A 24,014-nucleotide genomic window follows, 5' to 3' on the forward strand; every position below is an offset into this window, starting at 1 on the left:
CCGCCATCACGTCGCTTTATGGCGTGATGGCAGTGATTGATGGATAAAAAACCAGTCATGATCGCCATGTCGGACTATAACCTGCGGGCGCATCTGGTATAGTTAGGCCCGCATTTTATCCCCATCTGGCTCGCAGGAATTTCAAGATGTCCAAATTTGCCCGTTCAGTTCTTCTGGCCTCACTGATCAGCGTAACCGCTCAGGCCAATACGCCGGTGCCGACACCCACGCCGAACGCCAACCCAGTGGTGGTTCCCGCCGCGCCGGAGATCTCCGCCAAGGCCCATATCCTGATCGACTACTACTCCGGTCAGGTGCTGGCCGAGCAGAACGCCGACGAGCGTCTGCCCCCTGCCAGCCTGACCAAGATGATGACCTCCTACATCGTTGGCGACGAGCTGCACAAGGGGAACATCAAGGGCACCGACATGGTGACCATCAGCCAGAACGCCTGGTCCAAGAACTACTCAGACTCCTCCAAGATGTTTATCGAGGTGGGCAAGCAGGTCTCTGTCGATGACCTGAACAAGGGCATCATCATCCAGTCCGGCAACGATGCCTGCGTCGCCATGGCCGAACATCTGGCCGGCAGTACCGACTCCTTCGCCAGCCTGATGAATGCCTGGGCCGCCAAGCTCGGCATGAAGGACACCCAGTTCAAGAACCCCCACGGTCTGGATGAAGAGGGTCACTACAGTACAGCCCGTGATATGGCCCGCCTGGGTCAGGCACTGATCCATGATCAGCCGGAGGAGTACAAGATCTACTCCCAGAAATCCTTCGTCTTCAACGGTATCACCCAGCACAACCGCAACCGCCTGCTGTGGGATCAATCCCTGCAAGTGGATGGCATCAAGACCGGCCACGTCAGCCAGGTCGGCTATAACCTGGTCTCCTCTGCCACCAACAACGAAGGCATGCGCCTGATCGCCGTGGTACTGGGCGCCAGCAGCGAAGCCTCCCGCGCCGCCGAGAGCAAGAAACTGCTCACCTACGGCTTCCGCTTCTTCCAAAGCCTGACTCCATACAAGGCAGGCACCGAGCTGGTCACCCAGAAGATCTGGATGGGCGACAAGTCTGAAGTGAAACTGGGCGTCGACAAAGATGTCTCCGTGCTGGTCACTCGCGGTCAGGGCAACAACCTCAAGGCAGACTTCCAGCTCGACAGCGAGCTGAAAGCCCCGTTGGCCAAGGGTCAGCGCGTTGGTACCGTGTTCCTGAAGCAGGGTGACAAAGAGATCAAGCAGGTACCACTGGTCGCCCTGGAAGAGGTGCAAGAAGGTGGCTTGATGAGCCGTCTGTGGGACTACCTGGTACTGCTGGTCACCAGCTGGTTCAAGTAATCCGACGCACAATCCTCACCGAACAGCGGCGCCAACAGGCGCCGCTGCTGTCTGCGCCGGGCAAAGGCAGTGAATAACCCTGTAAACTGCAGGTTCCGCCTTACCCTGATTTGTGGTAAAAAGCAGCACTTCCATCCTTGTCTGACCGCTCCCGGCCTTGATCCCGGAGTGTACGGCGCCCATATAGGGTTTAGCCGCACCCATACAGACTTGAAATGGCGGCCTCCACGGGCCATCGGCCACTAGCCATCCAAGATGAAGTCATCATGCTGATGACGAAAAAGGTGAGTAAATGAATACCAAGTTTGATGAACTGCTGGAGTTTCCCTGCAAATTCCCGTTCAAGGTACTCGGCATCGCGGATCCTGCGTTGCCGGATATGGTGGTTGAAGTGTTGCAGCAGCATGCTCCGGGCACCTACAGCCCGACCGTCCAGCCCAGCTCCAAGGGCAACTATCACTCGGTTCGCGTGACCGTGACAGCCCAGAGCAAAGAGCACATCGAAGCGATGTACACTGCGCTTGGCAAGATCGAGCTGGTGAAATACGTACTGTAATTTCTCTCTCGCCCCGTTCTGCGGGGCGACTGTTTTTGGCCGCAGCACGCCACGAGGACACCATGTCATCCCAGATCCCCGCCCAGTCCAGCCTGATAGTCAGGCAGCTGGGTCGCCGCCCCTACCAGCCGGTATGGGACGCCATGAAAGCCTTCACTGACAACCGCTCCAGCGACACCCCGGACGAGTTCTGGGTGGTCGAACACGACCCCGTCTACACCCAGGGCCAGGCCGGCAAGGCCGAACACCTGCTCAATCCGGGCAATATCCCGGTGGTGCAGAGCGATCGCGGCGGTCAGGTGACCTATCACGGCCCGGGCCAGTTGGTGCTCTACGTACTGGTGGATGTGCGCCGCTGCAAATTCTCGGTGCGCGAGCTGGTGACCGCGCTGGAAACAGCCATCATCAACACCCTGGCCAAAAGCGATATCCAGGCCTATGCCAAGGCAGATGCCCCCGGGGTCTATGTGAAAAATGACCTTGGCATGGAGGCCAAACTGGCCTCGCTGGGACTGCGCATCCGCAAGGGTTGCTCGTTCCACGGGCTGGCCCTCAACATCAACATGGACATGACCCCCTTCCTGCACATCAATCCGTGCGGCTATGCGGGCATGGCCATGACCCAGACCAGCGCCCTGGGCGGCCCGCAGAGCGTGGCCGAGGCGCAATCCATTCTGGTGGCCGAACTGGCCAGCCTGATTGGCTATCAGACAATAACAAACACCGAGAGTGAATCATGAGCAAACCCGTTCGTATGGAGCCGGGCGTCAAGCTGCGCGATGGCGACAAGATGGCCCTGATCCCGGTGAAATTCATGCCGGATCCCAACGAAGAAATCCTTCGCAAGCCGGACTGGATGCGGATCAAACTCCCCCCTTCCAGCCAGAAGATCGAACACATCAAGAGCACCTTGCGCAAGAACAAGCTGCACTCGGTCTGTGAAGAGGCTTCCTGCCCCAACCTGGCGGAGTGTTTCAACCACGGCACGGCCACCTTCATGATCATGGGCGCGATCTGCACCCGTCGCTGCCCCTTCTGCGACGTGGCCCACGGCCGCCCGCTGGCACTCGATCCGGAAGAACCGAAGAAGCTGGCGCTGACCATCAAGGAGATGAACCTCAAGTATGTGGTGATCACCTCGGTGGACCGCGACGATCTGCGCGACGGCGGTGCCCAGCACTTCGCCGACTGCATCCGCGAGATCCGCGAGCACAGCCCGCAGACCCGCATCGAGATCCTGACCCCGGACTTCCGTGGCCGGATGGAGCAGGCCCTTGAGGTGTTCCGCGAAACGCCGCCGGACGTCTTCAATCACAACCTGGAAACTGCGCCGCGCATGTATCGCGTCGCTCGCCCGGGTGCCGACTACAAGTGGTCGCTGGAGCTGCTGCGCCGTATCAAGGAGATGCACCCCCATGTACCGACCAAGTCCGGTCTGATGATGGGCCTTGGCGAGACCAACGAAGAGATCGTCGAGGTGCTCAAGGATCTACGCGCTCACGGCGTCAACATGCTGACCCTGGGTCAGTATCTGCAGCCAAGCCGCCACCACCTGCCGGTCAAGCGCTACGTGCCGCCAGCAGAGTTTGACGAGCTGAAAGATGTCGCCATGGAGCTGGGCTTTACCCACGCCGCCTGCGGTCCTTTCGTGCGCTCCTCCTATCACGCGGATCTGCAAGCCAAGGGCGAAGAGGTCAAGTAACCTCGCACGACAGAGAGGCCAAATAACCGCCTCCATCTCAATTAAAAAGAGCGCCTATTGGCGCTCTTTTTGTTGGTATCACTGACCGTCGCGGCTTGATCTACTTCAGTAGCCGTGGTCGAAGCTCCCCTGTTGATGCCAGCGTTGCAGCTGGGCTAGCACCCGGGTCTCTCGCGCCGTCCACTGGGGACAGGGTCCCGCCAGCTGGGTCTTGTTGGTTTGCAGCGCTTCGTCGAGGGCAAACCAGCCGGGCACGAAGCCAAGGCGGATCTCGTAGGGCTGTGGCTGTGGCTCCACCAGTTGATCACCAATCCGGCACAAGTAGTAGAGCGAGCGGATGCAGTAGGCATCGAACCCCGGCTCGCGGGCGGCGCGGTATTCCCGGGTCTCGCCAAGCAGGGTCCCTACTTCCAGCAACTCGGCACCGCACTCCTCCTTCAGCTCGCGGGCCAGCGCCACATGGTGGTTTTCCCCCGCTTCTACGCCGCCGCCAGGAAACATCAGATCACCGTTGACCCGGGAGTGAACCAGCAGCAACTCGTCGCCACGGAGTACTACGGCACGTACCGTAAGGCGTTCCAGGGTATGGCCATCGGTGATCACCTCGCCATGGACAAACGAGAGGGAAAAAGGTGCGGGCCAGCAGCTGGCCGGGGAGAACATCGTCATCACTGCCTCAGGGCCGGTAGTTGCCATGCTTGAGCTGCTCGACAATTTCGGCAGCCCGCACATCGTAGCCATCCTGCTCTGTCTTGCTCAGGGTGTGGTAGATGCCAAAACGCTTGGCTGAGACCTCGGGGCTATCCTGAAACGACTCGCTCACCTTGCCCCACAGATAGGCCAGCCCATACTGTTTCTGACCCATATAGAGGGTACTGAGGGAGGTGAACATGCGGCTGTTTATCTTGTCACCTTCCCGATAGAGGGAGAGGCCGTGATGCATGATGGAAATAGCTTTCTCGGGGTCGCTCTTGGCGTAGGCTCCGCCAAGGGCCAGCTGAAGTTCCGGTTCGTCGAGCACCTTGTTACCTTCCAGTGCCATGAACTGCTGACGGGCCAGCTCGTTGGTGTTGTTGGTCCAGTGCCAGAGCAGCAAGTAGGGATCCTGCGAGTTGCGGGTGGCCACATCGAGCTGGGCCAGCTGTTCGCCAGCCGCCAACATCCCCTCCACCCGTGGGCTCTTCTGCTCGCGGGCATTCTTATACTCGATGTTGGTAGAGCGCTCGGCACACTTAAGATAGCGCTCAAGGTTGCGCATCAGCTCGTACTTGCGCCGATCCGTTCCCTCCTCCTTGAGATAGAAGCGGCTGCGGATCACATCGGTACGCTCGTAGCGACACCAGCCATCGTCCACCAGATCCTGACAGAGCTCGGCATGGTTGCTGCAGATATTGTGGATCCGATCGTCATTGCAGCCAGCTACGGCAAGGCCGACTGAAAGCATGATGAAGGTCTGTCGCAGGGGGAAATTGGCCATGATTCACATCTTGTTGGTAACGCGGGTTGGTAACAACTGAAGCCTCTGTCGGCCATCACCGGCTAGCAAACCGGTTACATATCCATTACAATGCGCGCGCCATATAAGGCCGCGATTGCAGAATAATATAACGAAATATAGACCCCTACACTGATCTGCATTCGACGAATTTTCTATTTACACCAACAACGTGAAATAAAGGATCTGGTCAATGACCCACGAGCACTACTTGCAAGCGTGGCAGGAGAGCCAGGAGCTCGCCGAAGCCATGCAACCCTTGATTGGTCGCCTCTACCGACAACAAGGGGTCGAGATCACCCTCTACGGCCGCCCGCTGCAAAACGCCTCCACCATCGATATCCTAAAGGCCCACCGGGTCGTCCGCCGCCACCAGGGCGCTCCCCTTCCCATCCAGCAAAGCTTCCCCCTGCTTCAGGCCATCGTTGCCCTCAAACCCACCGCTGCCGAGGTAGACCTTGGCAAGCTGGCAGTCGGCTACTGGCAGGATCATCAGGATGAGGCGGGGATCGAGGACTATCTGCAAGCGCGACTGGCACCTGCCCTTGGCCGCAGCCAGATGCCGCAGCCGACCGACGTGGTGCTCTACGGCTTTGGCCGTATCGGTCGCCTGCTGGCCCGCCTGCTGATCGAGCGTACCGGCGCCGCCAATCCGCTGCGCCTGCGCGCCATCGTGGTGCGTGGCGGTCGCGACGGGGATCTGGAGAAACGTGCCAGCCTGCTGCGCCGCGACTCGGTGCACGGTCCCTTCAACGGCTCCATCGAGGTGGATGTGGAGCGCAGCGCCATCATCGCCAACGGCACCTTCATTCAGGTGATCTACGCCAATAGCCCGGCCGACATCGACTACACCGCCTACGGCATTCACGATGCGCTGATCGTCGACAACACCGGCGTCTGGCGTGACGAAGCAGGCCTCTCCGAGCACCTGAAAGCGCGCGGTGCCGGCAAGGTGCTGCTGACAGCTCCCGGCAAGGGGGAGATGAAAAACGTGGTGTTCGGGGTCAACCATGAGGTGATAGGCCCGGGTGACAGGATCATCTCCTCCGCCTCCTGCACCACCAACGCTATCACCCCGGTGCTCAAGGTGATGCAGGACAAGTACGGCATCCGCCACGGCCACGTGGAGACGGTCCACTCCTACACCAACGATCAGAACCTCATCGACAACTACCACAAAGGCGAGCGCCGCGGTCGCAGCGCGGCCCTCAATATGGTGATGACCAGCACCGGCGCCGCCAAGGCGGTGGCCAAGGCGCTGCCCGAACTCAAGGGCAAGCTGACCGGCAACGCCATCCGGGTACCGACTCCCAACGTGTCGCTGGCCATCATCAATCTGTCGCTGGAGCAGGCCACCGATCGGGAGAGCCTCAACGCTTATCTGCAGCAGATGGCGCTAAGCTCAGCCCTCCATCGCCAGATCGACTTCAGTGCCAGCACCGAGCTGGTCTCCTCCGACATGGTGGGTTCCCGTTATGCGGGCATCGTCGACTCCCAGGCGACCATCGCCGAGGGGGATCACTGCGTGCTCTACGTATGGTATGACAACGAGTTCGGGTACAGTTGTCAGGTAGTGCGGGTGATGGAACAGATGGCTGGCGTAGTCCGCCAGGATCTGCCTGCATAGCCCGTCAGGATCTGCCCGTCAGATCCCGCAGCTTATAGCTCAATAGTTCAAGGAGAGGCCGGATGTCGTTTCAACAGGGTGAGTTTTTGCAAGCAATCAGGCAGATGCCACAAGAGGTGTACGAGCGGCTCAAAACCGCAGTCGAGCTGGGCAAGTGGCCCGATGGCAAGCCCCTCACCGACGAGCAGAAGGCCACCTCCCTGCAAGCCGTGATGGCCTGGCAGGCGATGCATCTCGACAATCCGGAGCACATGAATATCGGTCGTGATGGCGAGATCGTGATGAAGAGCAAGAGCGAGCTCAAGCGTCAGTATCGCGATGAGGAAGAGATAGTGCGGGTCGACCTTAACCATTGAACCTGACCCGGTAGGCCGCTCGCAGCGGCCACAACAGAGAGGGGAGCCATAATGGCTCCCCTCTTTTTCCACTCTCCCCATGGTGGGGAGGTCAGAAGCTGTTCACGACCTGTAGCGAGAAGACGTCAGCAAGGTGAAGAGCAGCGCAGGAAGCGGAGCGTATAGATATACGTGAGCCTCTGGTTCACAAACACGCGAGCAGCACATGAGCCTTGATCGCGGCTTCGCAGTAAGATCGTGGACAGTTTCTCAGGGAGTCAGCTCCCCACGCAGGGACTGCTGCATCAACTCGCGAATGCGGTGGGAAGGCAAGTTCTGGCTCAGCAGGAAATGGAGCTTGGTGAGTGCAGCCTCGGCGGTCATGTCAAAGCCCGAAATGACCCCGGCCCGCGACAGGGCATTGCCAGTGGCGTAGCCACCCATATTGACCTTGCCGTGCAGGCACTGGCTCAGGTTGACGATGATAACGCCGCGGGCCGATGCCTCGGAGAGCAGTGCCAGCATGGCCGGATTCTGCGGCGCATTGCCCACTCCGAACGACAGCAGGATCAGCGCCTTCACCGGCTGTTGCAGGATATTGGCGATCACCTCGCTGGAGATCCCCGGATAGAGGGTCACCACGCCAATGGGCTGAGGGGTGATGTCGTGCAGTACCAGCGGCCGCTCGGACGGCACACCCAGTTCGCCCGCCTCCAGCGAGATGGCGATCCCGGCATTGAGCAGCGGCGGATAGTTGGGGGAGTCGAAGGCGTGGAAGCCGTCGGCGTGCACCTTCTTGCTGCGGTTGCCGCGATAGAGCTGATTGTTAAAGAACAGCGTCACCTCGTGGATCGGGTAGTTGGCCGCAATATAGAGGGCGTTGAGCAGGTTCTGCTGACCGTCGGATCGCAGCTCGGCGAGCGGGATCTGGGAGCCGGTAATGATGACCGGTTTGTGCAGATCTTCGAGCATGAAGGAGAGCGCCGAGGCGGTGAACGACATGGTGTCGGTGCCGTGCAGGATCACAAAGCCATCGTACTTGTCGTAGTTGTCGCGAATATCTTCAGCGATACGCTGCCAGTCCGCCGGGGTCATGTCGGAAGAGTCAATGAGGGGCGCATATTCGTGGATATGGTAATCCGGCATCTCGGGGCGGTGGAACTCGGGCATCCGCGCCAGACAGTCTTCCATAAAGCCAGCCATCGGCACGTAGCCGTGCTCGGAACGCTGCATCCCAATGGTGCCGCCTGTGTAGGCGATATAGATGGACTTCTTCTTCACACCCTCTCCTCTTGATGAAGTGAACACCGCCGGCACAGGAGCCATATCGGGGTGAACCACAATGTCAACACCCGCCAGCTCCTCTGCGCGCAGCGGAAACCGGCGAATTATAGAGACTGACACCCTAAATGACAGCCGTTCCCTACCCTCTTTTTGGCTTTTTCACTCACCACCACCATGGTATTAAATTTCACAATAAGGCACCCAGGCGAACATTAATACGACAAAGTTGGCACCAAACGACGTTTTTTGCTACTATTCGCCCGATTTTTCGTAAATATCATCTGGATGCCTGAATATTTCAGGCCCGCACTGGCCCTATTTTCATGGGGCGGGGAGCACTCTCCCCTTCTTAAAGTTGGCCTATAAGCCACACTGTTTTTATCCCGGCTGAATCTGTGAGTCTTCACCAACAGAAGGCACAGCCAATCAACATGGGAGTACTGAATGATACAACTTGATTCCTACGCAACACTGGTCGCTGCCACTCTGGTATTACTGCTTGGCCGAGTGCTAGTCACTCGTGTCGGGCTGCTTCGAACCTTCAACATCCCTAAACCGGTTGCCGGTGGTCTGGTGGTCGCGCTGGTGCTACTGCTGCTACGCTCCACCCTGCAGATGGAGCTGCAATTCGATACCAGCCTGCAGACACCGCTGATGCTGGCGTTTTTTGCCTCCATTGGTCTCTCTGCCGATCTCGCCAGCCTCAAGCGCGGCGGCAAAGCGGTACTCACCTTTCTGCTGGTAGTTACCGGTCTGCTGCTGGTACAGAACAGCCTGGGCGTGGGTCTGGCGACTCTGCTTGGCCTGGATCCCCACATGGGGCTGCTGGCCGGTTCCATCACCCTCTCCGGCGGTCACGGTACCGGGGCTGCCTGGGGCGCCACCTTCACCGAGAAGTACGGTGTGCAATCCGCCGCCGAACTGGCCATCGCCTGTGCCACCTTCGGCCTGGTACTGGGGGGGTTGATCGGCGGCCCGGTGGCCCGCTATCTGGTGAAAAAGGTGCAGGTGCCCGGTGAGGAGCACAACCGGGATGGCGCACCTCAAGGCTTCGAGATGCCGGACATGGAGCGGCCCCTCACCACCTTCAGCGTCATCGAGACGCTGGCGCTGATTGCCATCAGTCTCAAGGGAGGCGAGATACTCTCCGCCTACCTGAAAGGTGGCGCTTTCGAACTACCAGTGTTCGTCTGCGTGCTGTTCGTCGGCGTACTGCTGCGCAATGTGCTGACCCTGCTGAACTGGCACGAGGTGAGCGACCGCGAGGTCTCCCTGCTCGGCAACGTCAGCCTGTCACTATTCCTCGCCATGGCCTTGATGAGTCTGCGATTGTGGGATCTGGCCAACCTGGCGCTCCCCATCTTTATCCTGCTGGCCGCCCAGACCGTAGCGATGGCACTCTACGCCATCTTCGTTACGTTCAGGGTGATGGGCAGCAACTATGATGCGGCCGTACTGGCAGCGGGCCACTGCGGCTTCGGTCTGGGAGCAACCCCGACAGCCATTGCCAATATGCAGGCCATCACCCAGCGCTTTGGTCCCTCCCATCTGGCGTTTCTGGTGGTGCCCATGGTGGGCGCCTTCTTTATCGACATCATTAACGCCATGGTGATCAAGCTATTCCTGGCACTGCCCTTCTTGTAATTCCCTGTAGTCAGACGTAAATACAAATGCGCCCACCAATCGGTGGGCGCTTTTTGTTTACTGGACTCGTCATCTTGTTTACTGGCTAAGTCTTCCGTCTGTGGCCTCTTTGCTGGGCAATGGCACCACACAGGCATGAAGGTACCAACCAAACCAACCATACAGACAGGCTCCATCATATTCCGGGTAACAACAAGCCCCGCACTCGGCCGAGTGCGGGGCTTGTTGATGACTGCCTAAAACCGGACTTTACAGAATAAAGGTCGACACCTGCTGGTTCAGGTCAGTAGCTCGCCCCTTGAGGCTCTGGGCCTGATCCAGATCACGCATGGCGGCGGCGGTGATCTCGTCACTCACATCCTTGATGGCGGTGGTGTTCTGGGTGATCTCTCCGGTCACCTGGGTCTGCTCCTCAGCCGCCGTAGCGATCTGGCCTGCCATGTCGGAGATGAGCGACACTGCCTGGGTGATCTCCTCCAGCGCGGCAGCGGCGGCATCGGCATCCTGCACACTGTTATCTGCCAAACTCTGACTAGTCTGCATCAGGCTCACCGCACGGGCGGTGGTCTGCTGCAGGGTCTCGATGGTGGACTGGATCTGCTGGGTGGAGTCCTGGGTACGGCGCGACAGCACCCGCACCTCGTCAGCCACCACCGCAAAACCACGGCCCTGCTCACCGGCACGAGCCGCTTCGATGGCCGCGTTCAGTGCCAGCAGGTTGGTCTGCTCGGCAATCCCCTGAATGGTGGAGAGGATGCTGGTGATGGCCTGCGCGTGGCGGCTCAGCTCGCCGATCACTTCGGTCGCCTGTCCCACTTCTTCAGCCAGACCATTGATGGACTGGCGGGTCTTGTTGACCAGCATCTTGCCCTGTTCACTGCTCTGGGCAGATTGCTGGGCAGCGGCGGCGGTATTCTCGGCATTGCCAGCGATCTCCATGGTGGCGCTCGCCATCTCGGTGACCGCAGTGGCGACCATGGTCACCTCCTGCTGCTGACGCTGCAGCTCGTCCACGGCGGCCTGGTTGGTCACCAGACTGCGCTCGGCATCGGCGTTCAACTCGTTGGCCAGCTGGCGGATATTGGCGATCAGCTGGTGCTGGCTGCCGACGAAGCGGTTGAAGCTGTTGGCCAGCTGGCCCACTTCATCGTTGGCATCGATCTTGATGCGCTGGGTCAGATCGCCGTTACCATCGGCTATGCGGGCCAGGGCCTGGGAGACCTTGCTGAGCGGGCCAAGCAGCATGCTGACCAACCAGGAGATGGCGAGAATACTGCCCACCAGCACCAGCAGCGCCATCCCCAGCTGGGTCATCAGCAAGGAGGAGAGCGGCGCTTCCAGTGCGGCCTTGTCCAGCACCAGCACCAGTTCCCAATCCGTGTCGGGGATATCGACCGCCCACAGCAGCTTGTCACGCCCTTCGCTGTCGAAGTAGGCCGGAACCAGCTCCCTGCTCGACTTGCTCTGCTCGATCAGCGTGTTGGTCAGATCGTTGTCGATCTCGATCGCCGGTTTCATCGCCTTGGCCGCATCCTTGTAGGCGATGATGGTGCCATCCTTGTGCATCATGATGGCAAAACCGTCGGCAGGCAGTTGCATCTTGGTCACGTCTTCCACCAGCGAGGCGATGGAGAGGTCACCACCTACTACCCCGCCGGATACCGGCTGGGCCAGAGTGACCACCATGATGTTGTAGGCCACATCGAGATAGGGCTTGGTGACAATCAGGCCGCCCTTGCCCATCGCTTCCTGATACCAGCCACGGGAGCGCGGGTCGTAGCCATCGCGGTTGATGGAGGGATCGGAGTCATTCATCTTGCCGCTGCTCTCACCGAAATAGGTAAGCTGGAAACGGCCGGAAACTTGTGCCTGTTGCAAGGCATTGAGGGGGTCGGCACCTGCCTTGTTGCCGAGCGCCTGAATGACGTCGCGACGGGCTGCGAGCCAGTCGCTGACACGCTCGGCCTGCTGGGTGCCTAACCGCTGCAACTGCTCCTGACTGCCTTGCAGCAACAGACTCTTCTGGCTGCTATAGCTCTGCCAGGAGAGCAACGAGATCACCAGCGAAAGGGCGATCACCACTGACAACAGTATCTTCTGCTTGAGTGACAGGTTTTTCATCATGCGTTCTTCTTATTGAGGTGAGGAGCGGGTTTTTCCCTAAAAGTGCACAACACTACGTAGTCATTAGCGGCCCGAATGGCCAAAACTGAAGCCGAAAATGGGTCGGCAGGCGATATTTTCTGCCGAGGTGGAGAAAAGTACACCAGAAATTGACGGCATGAGCCGCACAAGCCAAGGCAACCCTGTTTATTCCTTCCACAATTGGCTAGAATATCCCATTTTTAAATCACATCGACCCTGAGAGTTTTCACGATGTTCGAAGTTAATCCCGTATTAAATAAACTTAAGGAGCTGTCTGAGCGGACCGAGCTTCTTAGGGGGTACCTTTGACTATGACGCCAAGAAAGAGCGTCTAGAAGAGGTCAACGCCGAGCTGGAACAGCCGGATGTATGGAATGAACCCGAGCGCGCACAGGCGCTGGGCAAAGAGCGCGTCGCGCTGGAAAACGTGGTCGGCACCATCGACACCCTGACCCAGGGCGTGGATGACGTCGAGATGCTGGTGAGCCTGGCCGTGGAAGGGGAAGACGAAGAGACCTTCAACGAAGCTATCGCCGAATCCGAGCAACTGGAAGCCAAGCTGGTGGACCTCGAGTTCCGCCGCATGTTCTCCGGCCAGCACGACGGCTCCGACTGCTATATCGATATTCAATCCGGCTCCGGTGGTACCGAAGCACAGGATTGGGCCAACATGGTACTGCGCATGTACCTGCGCTGGGGCGACGCCCACGGCTACAAGCCCGAGCTGATTGAATGCTCCGAAGGCGACGTGGCCGGTATCAAATCCGCCACCATCAAGTTCACCGGCGAATATGCGTTCGGCTGGCTGCGTACCGAAACCGGCGTTCACCGTCTGGTTCGCAAGTCCCCGTTCGATTCCGGTGGCCGCCGTCACACCTCCTTCTGTTCTGTGTTCGTCTACCCCGAGATCGACGACGATATCGATATCGAGATCAACCCGGCGGATCTGCGGATCGACGTCTACCGCGCCTCCGGTGCCGGTGGTCAGCACGTTAACCGAACCGAATCCGCGGTGCGTATTACCCACGTTCCGACCGGTGTCGTGGTACAGTGCCAGAACGACCGTTCCCAGCACAAAAACAAAGACCAGTGTATGAAGCAGCTGAAAGCCAAGCTCTACGAGCTGGAAATTCAGAAGCAGAACGCTGAGAAACAAGCCCTGGAAGAGACCAAGTCTGATATCGGTTGGGGCAGCCAGATCCGTTCCTATGTGCTGGATGACTCCCGTATCAAGGATCTGCGCACCGGCGTCGAAACCCGTAATACCCAATCGGTGCTCGACGGTGACTTGGACAAGTTTATCGAAGCCAGCCTGAAATCAGGTCTGTAAACAAGCAGGAATCACCATGTCTGAACAAACCATCACTCCGGAAGTCGACCACACTCTCGAACTCAACAACGAGATGACCGAGCGTCGTTCCAAGCTGGCCGCCCTGCGCGCCCAGGGTAATCCTTTCCCCAACGACTTCCGTCGCGACAGCCTCTCTGGCGATCTGCACGCAGAGTTCGACGACAAAAGCGCCGAGGAGCTGACGAGCCTGGGTAAACGGGTGAAGATTGCCGGTCGCATCATGACCCGCCGGATCATGGGCAAGGCTTCTTTCGCCACCCTGCAGGACATGGCCGGCAAGATCCAGGTCTACGTCACCCGTGACGACCTGCCGGAAGGTTTCTACAACGAGCAGTTCAAGAAGTGGGATCTGGGCGACATCGTGGGTGTCGAAGGTACCCTGTTCAAGACCCAGACCGGTGAGCTCTCCGTTCACGTTTCCGATATCCGCCTGCTGACCAAGGCACTGCGTCCGCTGCCCGAGAAGCACAAAGGCCTGACCGACCAGGAAGCTCGCTGCCGCCAGCGCTACCTGGATCTGATCGCCAACGAAGAGTCCCGCAAGACCTTCATGATCCGCACCCAGGTGGTTGCCGGTATCCGCAAGTTCTTCAACGAAAAGCGCTTCATGGAAGTGGAAACCCCGATGATGCAAGTCATCCCGGGTGGTGCCTCCGCACGTCCGTTCGTCACTCACCACAATGCGCTGGACATCGACATGTACCTGCGTATCGCTCCGGAGCTCTACCTGAAGCGTCTGGTGGTCGGTGGTTTCGAGCGTGTCTACGAGATCAACCGCAACTTCCGTAACGAAGGTATCTCGGTTCGTCACAACCCCGAGTTCACCATGATCGAGTTCTACATGGCCTACGCCGACTACATCGATCTGATGGACCTGACCGAAGAGCTGCTGCGCACCTTGGCACAGGACATTCTGGGCGACACCAAGATCCGTTACGCCAAAGAGGGTGAAGAGGGTCTGACCATCGATTTCGGTCAGCCGTTCCAGCGCCTCACCATGGTCGAGTCCATCCTGAAGTTCAACCCGGATGTAACTCTGGACGATCTGGCGACCCTCGAGAGCGCCAAGGCCGTTGCCAAGCGTCTGCACATCGAGCTGATGAAGGGCTGGGAGCTGGGCCACGTGATCACCGCGATCTTCGAAGAGACCGTGGAGCACATGCTGCTGCAACCGACCTTCATCACCGAGTACCCGGCAGCCGTTTCTCCGCTGGCTCGTCGCAACGACGTGAACCCGGACGTAACCGACCGCTTCGAATTCTTCATCGGTGGCCGCGAGCTGGCCAACGGCTTCTCCGAGCTGAACGATGCAGAAGACCAGGCCAAGCGCTTCCAGGATCAGGTTGATCAGAAAGAAGCAGGCGACGACGAAGCCATGTTCTACGACGCCGACTTCGTCACCGCACTGGAACACGGCCTGCCGCCGACTGCCGGTCAGGGTATCGGTATCGACCGTCTGGTCATGCTGTTCACCAACAGCCACACCATCCGTGACGTCATTCTGTTCCCGGCCTTACGTCCACAAAAGTAAGATCCGCAGAAGTAAGGCCCACAGAAGCCAGCTAAATCTCTTGGGTCAATCCCGAGCGTGATAGCCAATAAAAACGCCCCGCAACAGCGGGGCGTTTTTCTATCTCCTTTACCGCAAAATCACTTTCAAAATTCAATAATGGAATAAAGAAGATATTTTTATTCTTTGTTGTTAGCCAACACGCCCTTTAATCTGGCCAAAAATCAGACCATGGAAGACGCGTGTGATGCAATTGAAGGATTCCCCATTCAACCTCTCCCCCCTCTCTGACGAGCAGCAACGTCAGCTGGGTCAGGTACTCTCGACCCTCAATACCCAGCAACTGGCCTGGGTGAGCGGATATCTCTACGGCCTCTCCCAGGTGGGCATCCAGCCCGTTGCGACCGCAGGCGCAGAAGTCGTGGCTCCCAGCGGGAGCCTAACTATTCTCTACGGCTCCCAGACCGGCAACGCCAAAGGTGTCGCTACTGCCATCAAGGCGCAGGCCGAAGCCCGTGGTCTACCGGCCACCCTCGCGTCGATGGCCGACTACAAACCCAAGCAGCTCAAAAAAGAGAGCCATCTGCTGGTGGTAGTGAGCACTTACGGGGAGGGTGAACCGCCGGAGAGCGCCGTCGATCTGTTCGAGCAGCTTAAAAAAGGCAAGATCGGCAAGCTGGACGGCCTCAAGTTCGCGGTGCTGGGGCTGGGTGACAGCTCCTACGAATTTTTCTGCCAGACCGGCAAAGATTTTGACAACTTCCTCGCCAGCGCAGGGGCCGAGCGCATTTATGAACTCGCCAGCCTCGATGTGGATTATCAGGATGCCGCCAAGGCGTGGGGCGAACAGGCACTCAACGCCATTGCCGCGACCCTCTCTACCGGAGCGGCCAGCAGCAGCGTAGCCAGCGCGGTGCAGCAGGCGGTTGGCCACAGCCAGTACAGCAAGGAGAACCCCTTCCCTGCCCGCCTGTCGGTCAATCAGAAGATCACCGGCCGGGATTCCACCAAGGATATCCGCCATATCGAGATCAATCTGGCCGACTCCGGCATCACCTATCAACCGGGTGATGCCCTCGGCGTCTGGTTCGACAACGACGCCGACCTGGTGGGGGAAGTGCTGGCCCTGACCGGCCTCTCTGGCGATGAAGCCACGGCCCACGGCACCTTGCGCGCCGCCCTGACCGGTCACTTCGAACTGACCCGGCTGCACGGCGGCTTTATCACAGGGCTCGCTGATATATCGGACAACGCGGCGCTGAAAGACTTGGCCGGTGACAAGGCCCAGGTAAATACACTGGTCGCCTCCGCTCAGGTGGTGGATGTGCTGAAACGCTTCCCGACCGCGCTCACGGCCGAGCAGCTGGTTGGCCTGCTGCGACCCCTCACCCCGCGCCTCTACTCAATCGCCTCCGCACAGAGCGAAGTCGAAGAGGAGGTGCACCTGACCGTCGGCGTGGTGCGCTACCCGCAGGAAGATGGCACAGTGCGCTCTGGCGCCGCCTCCTCCTATCTGGCGGATCGGCTGATTGAGGATGGCGAGGTGCGGGTATTCATCGAGCACAACGACAACTTCCGCCTGCCCGCCAATCCCGACACACCCGTCATCATGGTGGGCCCGGGCACCGGCATCGCCCCGTTCCGCGCCTTTATGCAGGAGCGGGAAGCTCAGGGCGCGGAAGGCAAGAACTGGCTCTTCTTCGGCAACCCCCACTTTACCCAGGATTTCCTCTATCAGGTGGAGTGGCAGCGTTATGTGAAATCGGGGTTGCTGTCGCAGATCTCCCTGGCCTTCAGCCGGGATCAGGCCAACAAGATCTATGTGCAGGACCGTCTGCGCGAGGCAGGGCTTGAGCTCTACCAGTGGCTGGAAGCAGGCGCTCACTTCTATGTGTGTGGCGACGCCAACAAGATGGCCAAGGATGTACAGGAGACCCTGCTGGATGTAATTGCCGAACACGGTCACAAGAGCCGTGAGGAAGCAGAAGAGTATTTGAGCGAATTGCGTCGTGCCAAACGTTATCAAAGGGATGTCTATTGATGAGCAAACAACCTCTTTCTCACCCAAAAGCGGGACCGGTCGAAGGGCCGCTGGCCGACAACGAGCGCCTCAAGCGCGAGAGCAACTTTCTGCGCGGCACCATAGAGCAAGATCTGCAGGACCCGCTCACCGGCGGCTTCAACGGCGACAACTTCCAGCTGATCCGCTTTCACGGCATGTACCAGCAGGATGACCGCGACATCCGCCCGGAGCGCGCCGCCCAGAAGCTGGAGCCGCTGCACAACGTCATGCTGCGTGCCCGCCTGCCGGGTGGGATCATCACCCCGGCCCAGTGGCAGATCATCGACAAGTTCGCCGAAGAGCACAGCCTCTACGGCAGCATCCGCCTTACCACCCGACAGACCTTCCAGTTCCACGGGGTATTGAAGCGCGACATCAAGCTGATGCACCAGACCCTCAACAGCACCGGCATCGATTCCATCGCCACCGCCGGCGACGTGAACCGCAACGTGCTCTGCACCAGCAACCCGGTGGAGTCCGAACTGCATCAGGAGGCCTACGAGTGGGCCAAGAAGATCTCCGAACATCTGCTGCCAAAGACACGCGCCTACGTGGAGATCTGGCTGGACGGCGAGAAGCTGGGGGGTGACGAAGAGCCGATCCTGGGTTCCAACTACCTGCCGCGCAAATTCAAGACCACTGTGGTGATCCCGCCCCACAACGACGTGGATATCCACGCCAACGATCTCAACTTCGTGGCGATCGCCGAGCATGGCAAGCTGGTGGGCTTCAACGTGCTGGTGGGCGGTGGCCTCGCCATGACCCACGGCGACACCAGCACCTACCCGCGCAAGGCGAGCGACTTTGGCTTTATTCCGCTCTCTCACGTGCTGGAGGTGGCGGCCGCTGTGGTCAGCACCCAGCGCGACTGGGGTAACCGGGTAAACCGCAAGAACGCCAAGACCAAGTACACCCTAGAGCGGGTCGGCGTCGAAGCCTTCAAGGCCGAGGTGGAGAGCCGCGCCGGCATCCAGTTCGGGCCGGTTCGCCCCTATGAGTTCACCAGCCGTGGCGATCGCTTCGGTTGGGTCGAGGGGATCGACGGCAAGCATCACCTCACCCTGTTTATCGAGAATGGCCGCCTGCTGGACTTCCCGGGCAAGCCCCTCAAGACCGGCATGCTGGAGATCGCCAAGGTGCATCAGGGGGATTTTCGCCTGACCGCCAACCAAAACCTGATCATCGCGGGCGTCCCTGCCGGCGAGAAGGCCCGCATCGAAGTGCTGGCACGCCAATACGGCCTGCTGGATGACGGCGTGAGCGAGCAGCGCAAGCAGTCCATGGCTTGTGTGGCCCTGCCCACCTGCCCGCTGGCGATGGCCGAGGCCGAGCGCATGCTGCCGGCGTTTGTCACCGACATCGAAGGGCTGCTGACCAAACATGGGCTGGCGGATGACGCCATCATCTTCCGGGTCACCGGTTGCCCCAACGGCTGCGGCCGCGCCATGCTGGCGGAAGTGGGTCTGGTGGGCAAGGCGCCCGGCCGCTACAACCTCCATCTGGGTGGCAACCTGGAAGGCACCCGCATTCCGCGCCTGCACCTCGAGAACATCACCGAGCCGCAGATCCTGGCCGAACTGGACGCGTTGATCGGCCGCTGGGCCACCGAGCGCAATCAGGGTGAGTGCTTCGGCGACTTCGTGATCCGGGTTGGGGTAATTGCGCCCGTTATCGATTCTGCGAGGGACTTCTATGCCGCTTAATGTCACTGAAGATGGCCGCCTTGACCTGCAGGCACTGCTGGCCCTCGGCCGTGAGGAGCAAGTCGAGGCACTCGCCCCCCTCAACCGGGAGCTGGATACCATGAGTGCCCCCGAGCGGGTGCGCTGGGCTCTGGCAAATCTGCCGGGGGAGCATGTGCTCTCATCCAGCTTCGGCATTCAGGCGGCGCTGATGCTCCATCTGGTAAGCCACGAGCGGGCCGACGTGCCGGTAGTGCTGACCGATACCGGTTATCTGTTCCCGGAGACCTACCGTTTCATCGACGAGCTGACCGAGCGCCTCGCGCTCAACCTGAAGATCTATCGGGCCGAGCTCAGCCCGGCCTGGCAGGAGGCGCGCTTTGGCCTCCTGTGGGAGCAGGGGGTAGAGGGGATCACCCGCTACAACCAGCTCAACAAGGTGGAGCCGATGGACCGCGCCCTGCGTGAGCTGGGGGCCCAGACCTGGTTCTCCGGCCTGCGCCGGGAGCAGTCCGGCAGCCGTGGCAAGCTGCCGGTGCTCGGCATCCAGCGCGGCCGCTTCAAGTTCCTGCCGGTGATCGACTGGAGCAACAAGGATGTCTTCTACTACTTCAAGGAGTTCGACCTGCCCTACCATCCGCTGTGGGAGCAGGGCTACCTCTCGGTGGGCGATGTCCACACCACCGCCAAGTGGGAGCCGGGCATGAGCGAGGAGCAGACCCGCTTCTTCGGCCTCAAGCGCGAATGCGGCCTGCACGAGGAGAACGGCGAGAACGACGGCTCCGGCATCTGAGCCAGAGGGTCCACCCGCACGGCCTCCATAAAAAACGCCCGGCAAGCAACTGCCGGGCGTTTTTATTTGCGCAAAGAGCGAGCTACCGCCCCTCATTACTTGGCGACGGCGCGTGCCTGGGTCAGCCAGTCGTTCACCAGCGCCTCGTGGCCCTTGAGCCAGGCGTCGGCGTGACGCTCCACGTCCGCCGGCTTGTTCTGCCCCTTGTTCATCAGGCCGTTCTGCACGTTGATGTCATTAAGCGGCAGCTTGACGATGGAGAACAGCCTGGCGGCTGCCGGGTTGGCCTCGGCGAACTGCTTGTTGGCGACGATGTGCATGGTGTTGACCGGGAAGCCATAGTTCTTGCCGTTCGGCAGCCGGGTCTTGGCCGCATCAGGGCCATCGGCGGGCACCTCCAGCCACACCACGTCCTTGCCTGGCACCAGCTCGCTGCTGAGCCAGTAGGGGGTCCAGGTGTAGTAGAGCACCGGCTTGCCGGCCTGGTAACGAGCACGGGTATCGGCGATCAGCGCCGCGTAGTTGCCCTGCTTGTGAGTGACGGTCGGGGTCAGGCCAAACCCGGCCAGATGACGGTTGATCGCCTCTTCGCAGCCCCAGCCCGGATTGCAACCCACCAGGTCGGCCTTGCCGTCGCCATCGCCGTCAAACAGCGCCGCCAGCTTGGGATCCTTGAGCTGACCCAGATTGGTGATGCCGTAGCGAGTCGCGGTCTGCTTGTCGATGAGATAGCCCTGGGCGGCCCCGGCCACATAGGTGCCCTCACGGAAGAACACCTTGTCGCCGCCAGCCTGCTCATACTTGTTGTTTTGCAGCGGTATCCAGTTGAAGGCGAGGAAGGTGCCATCCCCCTGCGCCACCGAGGCGTAGGCCACGTTGTAATCCACCTCCTGGGCCGGCTGGACGTCATAGCCGAGGCGCGCCATCAGCTTGCTGACCAGCAGAGTCTGAAAGCTCTCCTCCGGCAAGGAGCTCTGCAGGGGCTGAACGCGCACGCCCTCCCCCGGCAGCTCGGTGCTGGCCATGGCGAGCGGGCCGAGCAGTTGGGAGCTCAACAGCAGGGAACCCAGGGTCAGCGTCTTGGTAATGAGCCTCATGCATTTACTCCTTTGTAATCGATAGACTTGTCGCGGCCGAGCAGGCGCAGCAGCAGGGCGGCGGGGCCGCGCTGATACCAGCGGCCGGTACGACTGCGATCCGGCTGTCCCATCGCCTGGGTCAGGCGGTCGAGCACGATGGCCAGCAATACGATGCCGAGGCCGCCGATGGAGGCGAGCCCCATGTCGAGCCGGCCGATGCCGCGCAGCACCATCTGGCCGAGGCCCCCCACCGCAATCATGGAGGCGATCACCACCATGGAGAGCGCCAGCATCAGGGTCTGGTTGACCCCGGCCATGATGGTGGGCATGGCGAGCGGCAGCTGTACCTTGAACAGCAGCTGGGAGGGGCTAGCGCCGAACGAGTGGGCCGCCTCCACCAGATCGGCGGGCACCTGACGAATGCCCAGCATGGTGAGCCGGATCATCGGCGGCAGCGCGAAGATGACGGTCACCACCACCCCGGGCACGTTGCCGATACCGAACAGCATGACGATGGGGATGAGGTAGACGAAGGCCGGAGTGGTCTGCATCGCATCCAGCAGCGGCCGGGTCCAGCGCGACAGCCGCTCGCTCCTCGCCAGCAGGATGCCGACCGGCAGCCCGATCAGCACGCAGAAGAACAGCGAGGTCAGCACCAGCGACAGGGTCACCATGGCATCTGACCAGGCGCCGATCAGCCCCACCACCACTAGCGAGAACAGGGTTCCCAGCGCCATGCGACCGTTCACCAGTTGCCAGGCGATCAGAGTCAGCAGGCCGATCATCAGGGTGGAAGGTACCGTCTGCAGCAGATGGGTCATGCCGCCCAGCGCCAGCTCCACCGGCGCGCGGATCAGCTGAAACACGGGACGCAGGTTGTCGACCAGCCAGCCGATGCCACCCTCGACCCAGCTATCCAGCGGCACCAGCGCCTGCTGGAAGGGATCCAGCCAGTCGACGGCGGCAGCGGTATCGACCGACTCGATCTGGTTCTGCCAATCGGTAGCCTCAGTGTCGGTACTGCCCCAGGGATCGGCAACCTCGGTGGCAGCTGCACTGGCCCCCCAGGGGTCGGCTGCCGCCTCATCAGCACGCAGGGAGGGGCTCGCCAGCAGCACCAGGGCCAGCAGCCCGCTCAGTAAAAATTGGGGATTCATCCGCTTCATGCCGGGGTACTCCTGTCCAGGGTGTTCAGCAGGTTGGCCTTGGAGATGAGGCCCAGGTAAGTGCCATCCTCCTCGACCACGGGCACCTGACAGGGGGCGGCTGCCACCTGGCTGATCAGTTCGTTGAGGGCGGTGTCCGCCAGAATGGGCTGGATGTCCGCCAGCAGCGCCTGCTCCAGGCTGCCTTTGGCCCTGACCGCCTGACCGAGCGACTCCACCGAGACGACCCCGATGAAGCGACGCCGGCGATCCACCACGTAACCGAACTCCCGCTCCTGCTCCTTGAGCTGGCGCAGGGCGTTGCCCGGCCCGTCGGTGGTGTGCTTCTTGATGAGCGGCATCTGCTTGCGGCTGGCCACGTCGCGGGCGCTGAACACGTTGGCCAGATCCACCCCGCGAAAGAAGGCGCGCACATAGTCATTGGCGGGCTGGTTGAGGATCTCGTCCGGGGTACCGACCTGCACCAGCTGGCCGTCCTGCATGATGGCGATGCGATCGCCGATGCGCATCGCCTCGTCCAGATCGTGAGAGATGAAGACGATGGTACGCTGCTGGCTGGCCTGTAACTTGAGCAGCTCATCCTGCATCTCGGTGCGGATCAGCGGATCCAGCGCCGAAAAAGCCTCGTCCATCAGCAGGATGTCGGGGTCGTTGGCAAGGGCACGGGCCAGCCCGACCCGCTGCTTCATGCCGCCGGAGAGCGCATCGGGGAAGGCATCGATCCACTGACCCAGCCCCACCTGATGGAGCGCCTGACAGGCGCTCTGCTGGCGCTCCGCCAGCGGCACACCGGCCAGCTCCAGCCCAAAGGCGGTGTTTTCCAGCACGCTCAGGTGCGGCATCAGGGCGAAGGACTGGAATACCATGCTGATCTTCTTGCGCCGTACCTGACGCAGCTCGCTGTCGGAGATGGCGGCGATGTCCTCGCCATCGATCAGCACCTGGCCGCGGGTCGGCTCGATCAGCCGGTTGAAGAGACGCACCAGGGTGGATTTGCCCGAGCCGGAGAGGCCCATCACCACGAAGATCTCCCCTTCGTCGATGGCCAGATTGACATCCTGGACCCCCAGGGTCTGCCCGGTTTTTTGCAGGATGCTGGCGCGGTCATGCCCTTTCGCCAGCAATTTGAATGCTTTTTCCGGCTGATCGCCGAAGATTTTGTAGAGTGATTTAACCTCGAGTTTGACTGTCATACTGTCCTTTTTTCATGGTCGACATCTTGGTGATTAACCTGCCGAACGCGAACCAATTGTTTTTTACACTAAGCAATTAACAACCAAAACAAAAGAACCAATGGAGTCCCCAAAAGCAAACCACAAAATAAACCATTGATTTTAAAAAGTTATTTTTATCAATAAAAACCGAACAAAGCATGGCTTTATCCATAAAATTTTCCATATAAAACGAAGATGTACTGGGAAAAGTCATTCAAAAACAATCAAAAAAGCGCAATAAAATGCAGGTTAATGACGGTAACTGTGTAACGCGCCATCCAGATAATCGACAACGACCAAATGATTACATATCTAACTATTTATTGGTCGCAATGAGGACAGATTGGGGGACAAGAAAAGGAGCTGAGGAGGGAGGCTAAAGGAGTATTCACCCGCCACGATGAGATCGCCGCAGCCACCTCTGGACTATCGGCCTGCTGGCACGGAACTTCTGGCAAATAGCCCGTGCGAAAAAAGCCCCTTGTGCAACACAAGGGGCTTTTTCGTGGCTATCGGTTAGCACATGCCATGATTCAGCGGCGCTGCCAGGTCTCGAATCGGTAGGGGTGCGGGTTCTTTTCATCGGCAGGGTGGCTCTCACAATCAACGCGTTGCCACTGACCATCGTCAAAAGCAGGGAAGCGGGTATCCCCCTCCACCGCCAGATCGATTTGCGTCAGATAGAGGCAATCCGCGCTCGGCAACATCTCGGCATAGAGATGACCGCCACCAATCACCATCAACTCCTCCACCGAGCTGCCTGCCAACAGCGCTAGCGCCGCCTCGACGGAGCCCACCACCTCAATGCCCTCGGCCTGATAACCGGGATTGCGGCTGATCACCAGATTGCGCCGTCCGGGCAGCGGCCGACCAATGGATTCGAAGGTTTTGCGCCCCATCAATACCGGTTTACCGAGGGTGACACGCTTGAAGTGAGCCAGATCGGCAGGCAGATGCCAGGGCATCTGGTTGTCCTTGCCGATCACCCTGTCGTGGGCCATGGCGGCAATCATGGAAATCTTCATT

At 60.0% G+C, this 24,014-nt stretch carries 20 protein-coding genes; 12 read left to right on the forward strand and 8 right to left on the reverse strand.

Annotation, left to right across the window (positions count from 1 at the left end; all coding sequences use genetic code 11):
* Positions 1–146: 146 nt before the first annotated feature.
* The 4 genes from G5171_RS05055 to lipA all read left to right on the forward strand — a co-directional run bounded on the left by G5171_RS05055 (position 147) and on the right by lipA (position 3,601).
* A complete protein-coding gene (locus tag G5171_RS05055) occupies positions 147–1,343 on the forward strand; it encodes a D-alanyl-D-alanine carboxypeptidase family protein (protein ID WP_216953014.1) in 1,197 nt (398 codons plus the stop codon).
* A gap of 292 nt (positions 1,344–1,635) precedes the next feature.
* Complete coding sequence (gene ybeD / locus G5171_RS05060; RefSeq protein WP_005348100.1) at positions 1,636–1,899, forward strand: DUF493 family protein YbeD; 264 nt, start codon at positions 1,636–1,638, stop codon at positions 1,897–1,899.
* Positions 1,900–1,961: 62 nt separating this feature from the next.
* Positions 1,962–2,639: a lipoyl(octanoyl) transferase LipB gene (gene lipB / locus G5171_RS05065; RefSeq protein WP_421259915.1), complete on the forward strand. Its 678-nt coding sequence runs from the start codon at positions 1,962–1,964 to the stop codon at positions 2,637–2,639.
* Entirely contained in the window at positions 2,636–3,601 is a 966-nt protein-coding gene (gene lipA, locus G5171_RS05070) for a lipoyl synthase (RefSeq protein WP_139740976.1), read from the forward strand. Before lipB ends, lipA begins: the two co-directional genes overlap by 4 nt.
* A gap of 105 nt (positions 3,602–3,706) precedes the next feature.
* Here lipA and G5171_RS05075 read toward each other — a convergent pair whose 3' ends face one another.
* Positions 3,707–4,270, reverse strand: a complete 564-nt coding sequence (locus G5171_RS05075; RefSeq protein WP_421259916.1) for an NUDIX hydrolase — start codon at positions 4,268–4,270, stop codon at positions 3,707–3,709.
* 7 nt (positions 4,271–4,277) lie between these two features.
* Entirely contained in the window at positions 4,278–5,078 is an 801-nt protein-coding gene (locus tag G5171_RS05080; RefSeq protein WP_421259917.1) for a DUF2989 domain-containing protein, read from the reverse strand.
* A 211-nt stretch (positions 5,079–5,289) separates the two neighbouring features.
* Here G5171_RS05080 and G5171_RS05085 point away from each other — a divergent pair, with 211 nt between their 5' ends.
* Together G5171_RS05085 and G5171_RS05090 are read left to right on the forward strand one after the other, a co-directional pair.
* Positions 5,290–6,723 (forward strand): glyceraldehyde-3-phosphate dehydrogenase, encoded by a 1,434-nt coding sequence (locus G5171_RS05085; protein ID WP_216978166.1) that lies wholly within the window; start codon positions 5,290–5,292, stop codon positions 6,721–6,723.
* Positions 6,724–6,785: 62 nt separating this feature from the next.
* A complete protein-coding gene (locus G5171_RS05090; protein ID WP_042061025.1) occupies positions 6,786–7,079 on the forward strand; it encodes a YeaC family protein in 294 nt (97 codons plus the stop codon).
* Positions 7,080–7,328: 249 nt separating this feature from the next.
* Here the strand turns inward: G5171_RS05090 and ansA are convergent, their stop codons facing one another.
* On the reverse strand, positions 7,329–8,384 hold the full coding sequence (gene ansA / locus G5171_RS05095; RefSeq protein ID WP_216980274.1) for an asparaginase: 1,056 nt from the start codon (positions 8,382–8,384) through the stop codon (positions 7,329–7,331).
* A gap of 402 nt (positions 8,385–8,786) precedes the next feature.
* On the opposite strand from ansA, the gene gltS reads away from it, so the two are divergent.
* Entirely contained in the window at positions 8,787–9,986 is a 1,200-nt protein-coding gene (gene gltS, locus G5171_RS05100; protein WP_216978165.1) for a sodium/glutamate symporter, read from the forward strand.
* A 249-nt stretch (positions 9,987–10,235) separates the two neighbouring features.
* Here gltS and G5171_RS05105 read toward each other — a convergent pair whose 3' ends face one another.
* Positions 10,236–12,107: a methyl-accepting chemotaxis protein gene (locus G5171_RS05105; RefSeq protein WP_421259937.1), complete on the reverse strand. Its 1,872-nt coding sequence runs from the start codon at positions 12,105–12,107 to the stop codon at positions 10,236–10,238.
* 255 nt (positions 12,108–12,362) lie between these two features.
* Between G5171_RS05105 and prfB the strand changes: the two genes are divergently transcribed.
* The 5 genes from prfB (at position 12,363) to G5171_RS05130 (ending at position 19,529) form a co-directional block, all read left to right on the forward strand.
* Positions 12,363–13,461 (forward strand): peptide chain release factor 2 gene (prfB, locus tag G5171_RS05110; protein ID WP_100645262.1). Its coding sequence is split into 2 segments (ribosomal slippage): positions 12,363–12,437 and positions 12,439–13,461, totalling 1,098 coding nucleotides; the frame shifts between segments, so codons are not numbered across the junction.
* A gap of 16 nt (positions 13,462–13,477) precedes the next feature.
* Positions 13,478–15,013 carry a lysine--tRNA ligase gene (lysS, locus tag G5171_RS05115; protein ID WP_216975654.1) on the forward strand — a complete coding sequence of 512 codons (1,536 nt, stop codon included), beginning with the start codon at positions 13,478–13,480 and terminating at the stop codon, positions 15,011–15,013.
* A 226-nt stretch (positions 15,014–15,239) separates the two neighbouring features.
* The gene (locus G5171_RS05120; RefSeq protein ID WP_421250686.1) at positions 15,240–17,033 is read left to right on the forward strand and encodes an assimilatory sulfite reductase (NADPH) flavoprotein subunit; all 1,794 of its coding nucleotides are present in this window, start codon (positions 15,240–15,242) and stop codon (positions 17,031–17,033) included.
* Positions 17,033–18,757, forward strand: a complete 1,725-nt coding sequence (gene cysI / locus G5171_RS05125) for an assimilatory sulfite reductase (NADPH) hemoprotein subunit (protein ID WP_421259918.1) — start codon at positions 17,033–17,035, stop codon at positions 18,755–18,757. Before G5171_RS05120 ends, cysI begins: the two co-directional genes overlap by 1 nt.
* Positions 18,747–19,529 carry a phosphoadenylyl-sulfate reductase gene (locus G5171_RS05130; RefSeq protein WP_421259919.1) on the forward strand — a complete coding sequence of 261 codons (783 nt, stop codon included), beginning with the start codon at positions 18,747–18,749 and terminating at the stop codon, positions 19,527–19,529. The genes cysI and G5171_RS05130 overlap by 11 nt, the downstream gene beginning before the upstream one ends.
* A 95-nt stretch (positions 19,530–19,624) precedes the next feature.
* On the opposite strand, the gene proX is transcribed toward G5171_RS05130, so the two are convergent.
* The 4 genes from proX to folA form a co-directional block, all read right to left on the reverse strand.
* A complete protein-coding gene (gene proX, locus G5171_RS05135; RefSeq protein ID WP_323942193.1) occupies positions 19,625–20,626 on the reverse strand; it encodes a glycine betaine/L-proline ABC transporter substrate-binding protein ProX in 1,002 nt (333 codons plus the stop codon).
* Positions 20,623–21,774, reverse strand: a complete 1,152-nt coding sequence (proW, locus tag G5171_RS05140; protein WP_421259920.1) for a glycine betaine/L-proline ABC transporter permease ProW — start codon at positions 21,772–21,774, stop codon at positions 20,623–20,625. The genes proX and proW overlap by 4 nt, the downstream gene beginning before the upstream one ends.
* A complete protein-coding gene (proV, locus tag G5171_RS05145; RefSeq protein WP_421250690.1) occupies positions 21,771–22,967 on the reverse strand; it encodes a glycine betaine/L-proline ABC transporter ATP-binding protein ProV in 1,197 nt (398 codons plus the stop codon). The genes proW and proV overlap by 4 nt, the downstream gene beginning before the upstream one ends.
* 554 nt (positions 22,968–23,521) lie before the next feature.
* Entirely contained in the window at positions 23,522–24,013 is a 492-nt protein-coding gene (folA, locus tag G5171_RS05150; protein WP_337072472.1) for a type 3 dihydrofolate reductase, read from the reverse strand.
* Between the last annotated feature and the right edge of the window lies 1 nt (position 24,014).

The organism is Aeromonas sp. 600774 (assembly GCF_049175075.1).
In the GTDB taxonomy this organism is placed as follows: domain Bacteria; phylum Pseudomonadota; class Gammaproteobacteria; order Enterobacterales; family Aeromonadaceae; genus Aeromonas; species Aeromonas veronii_A.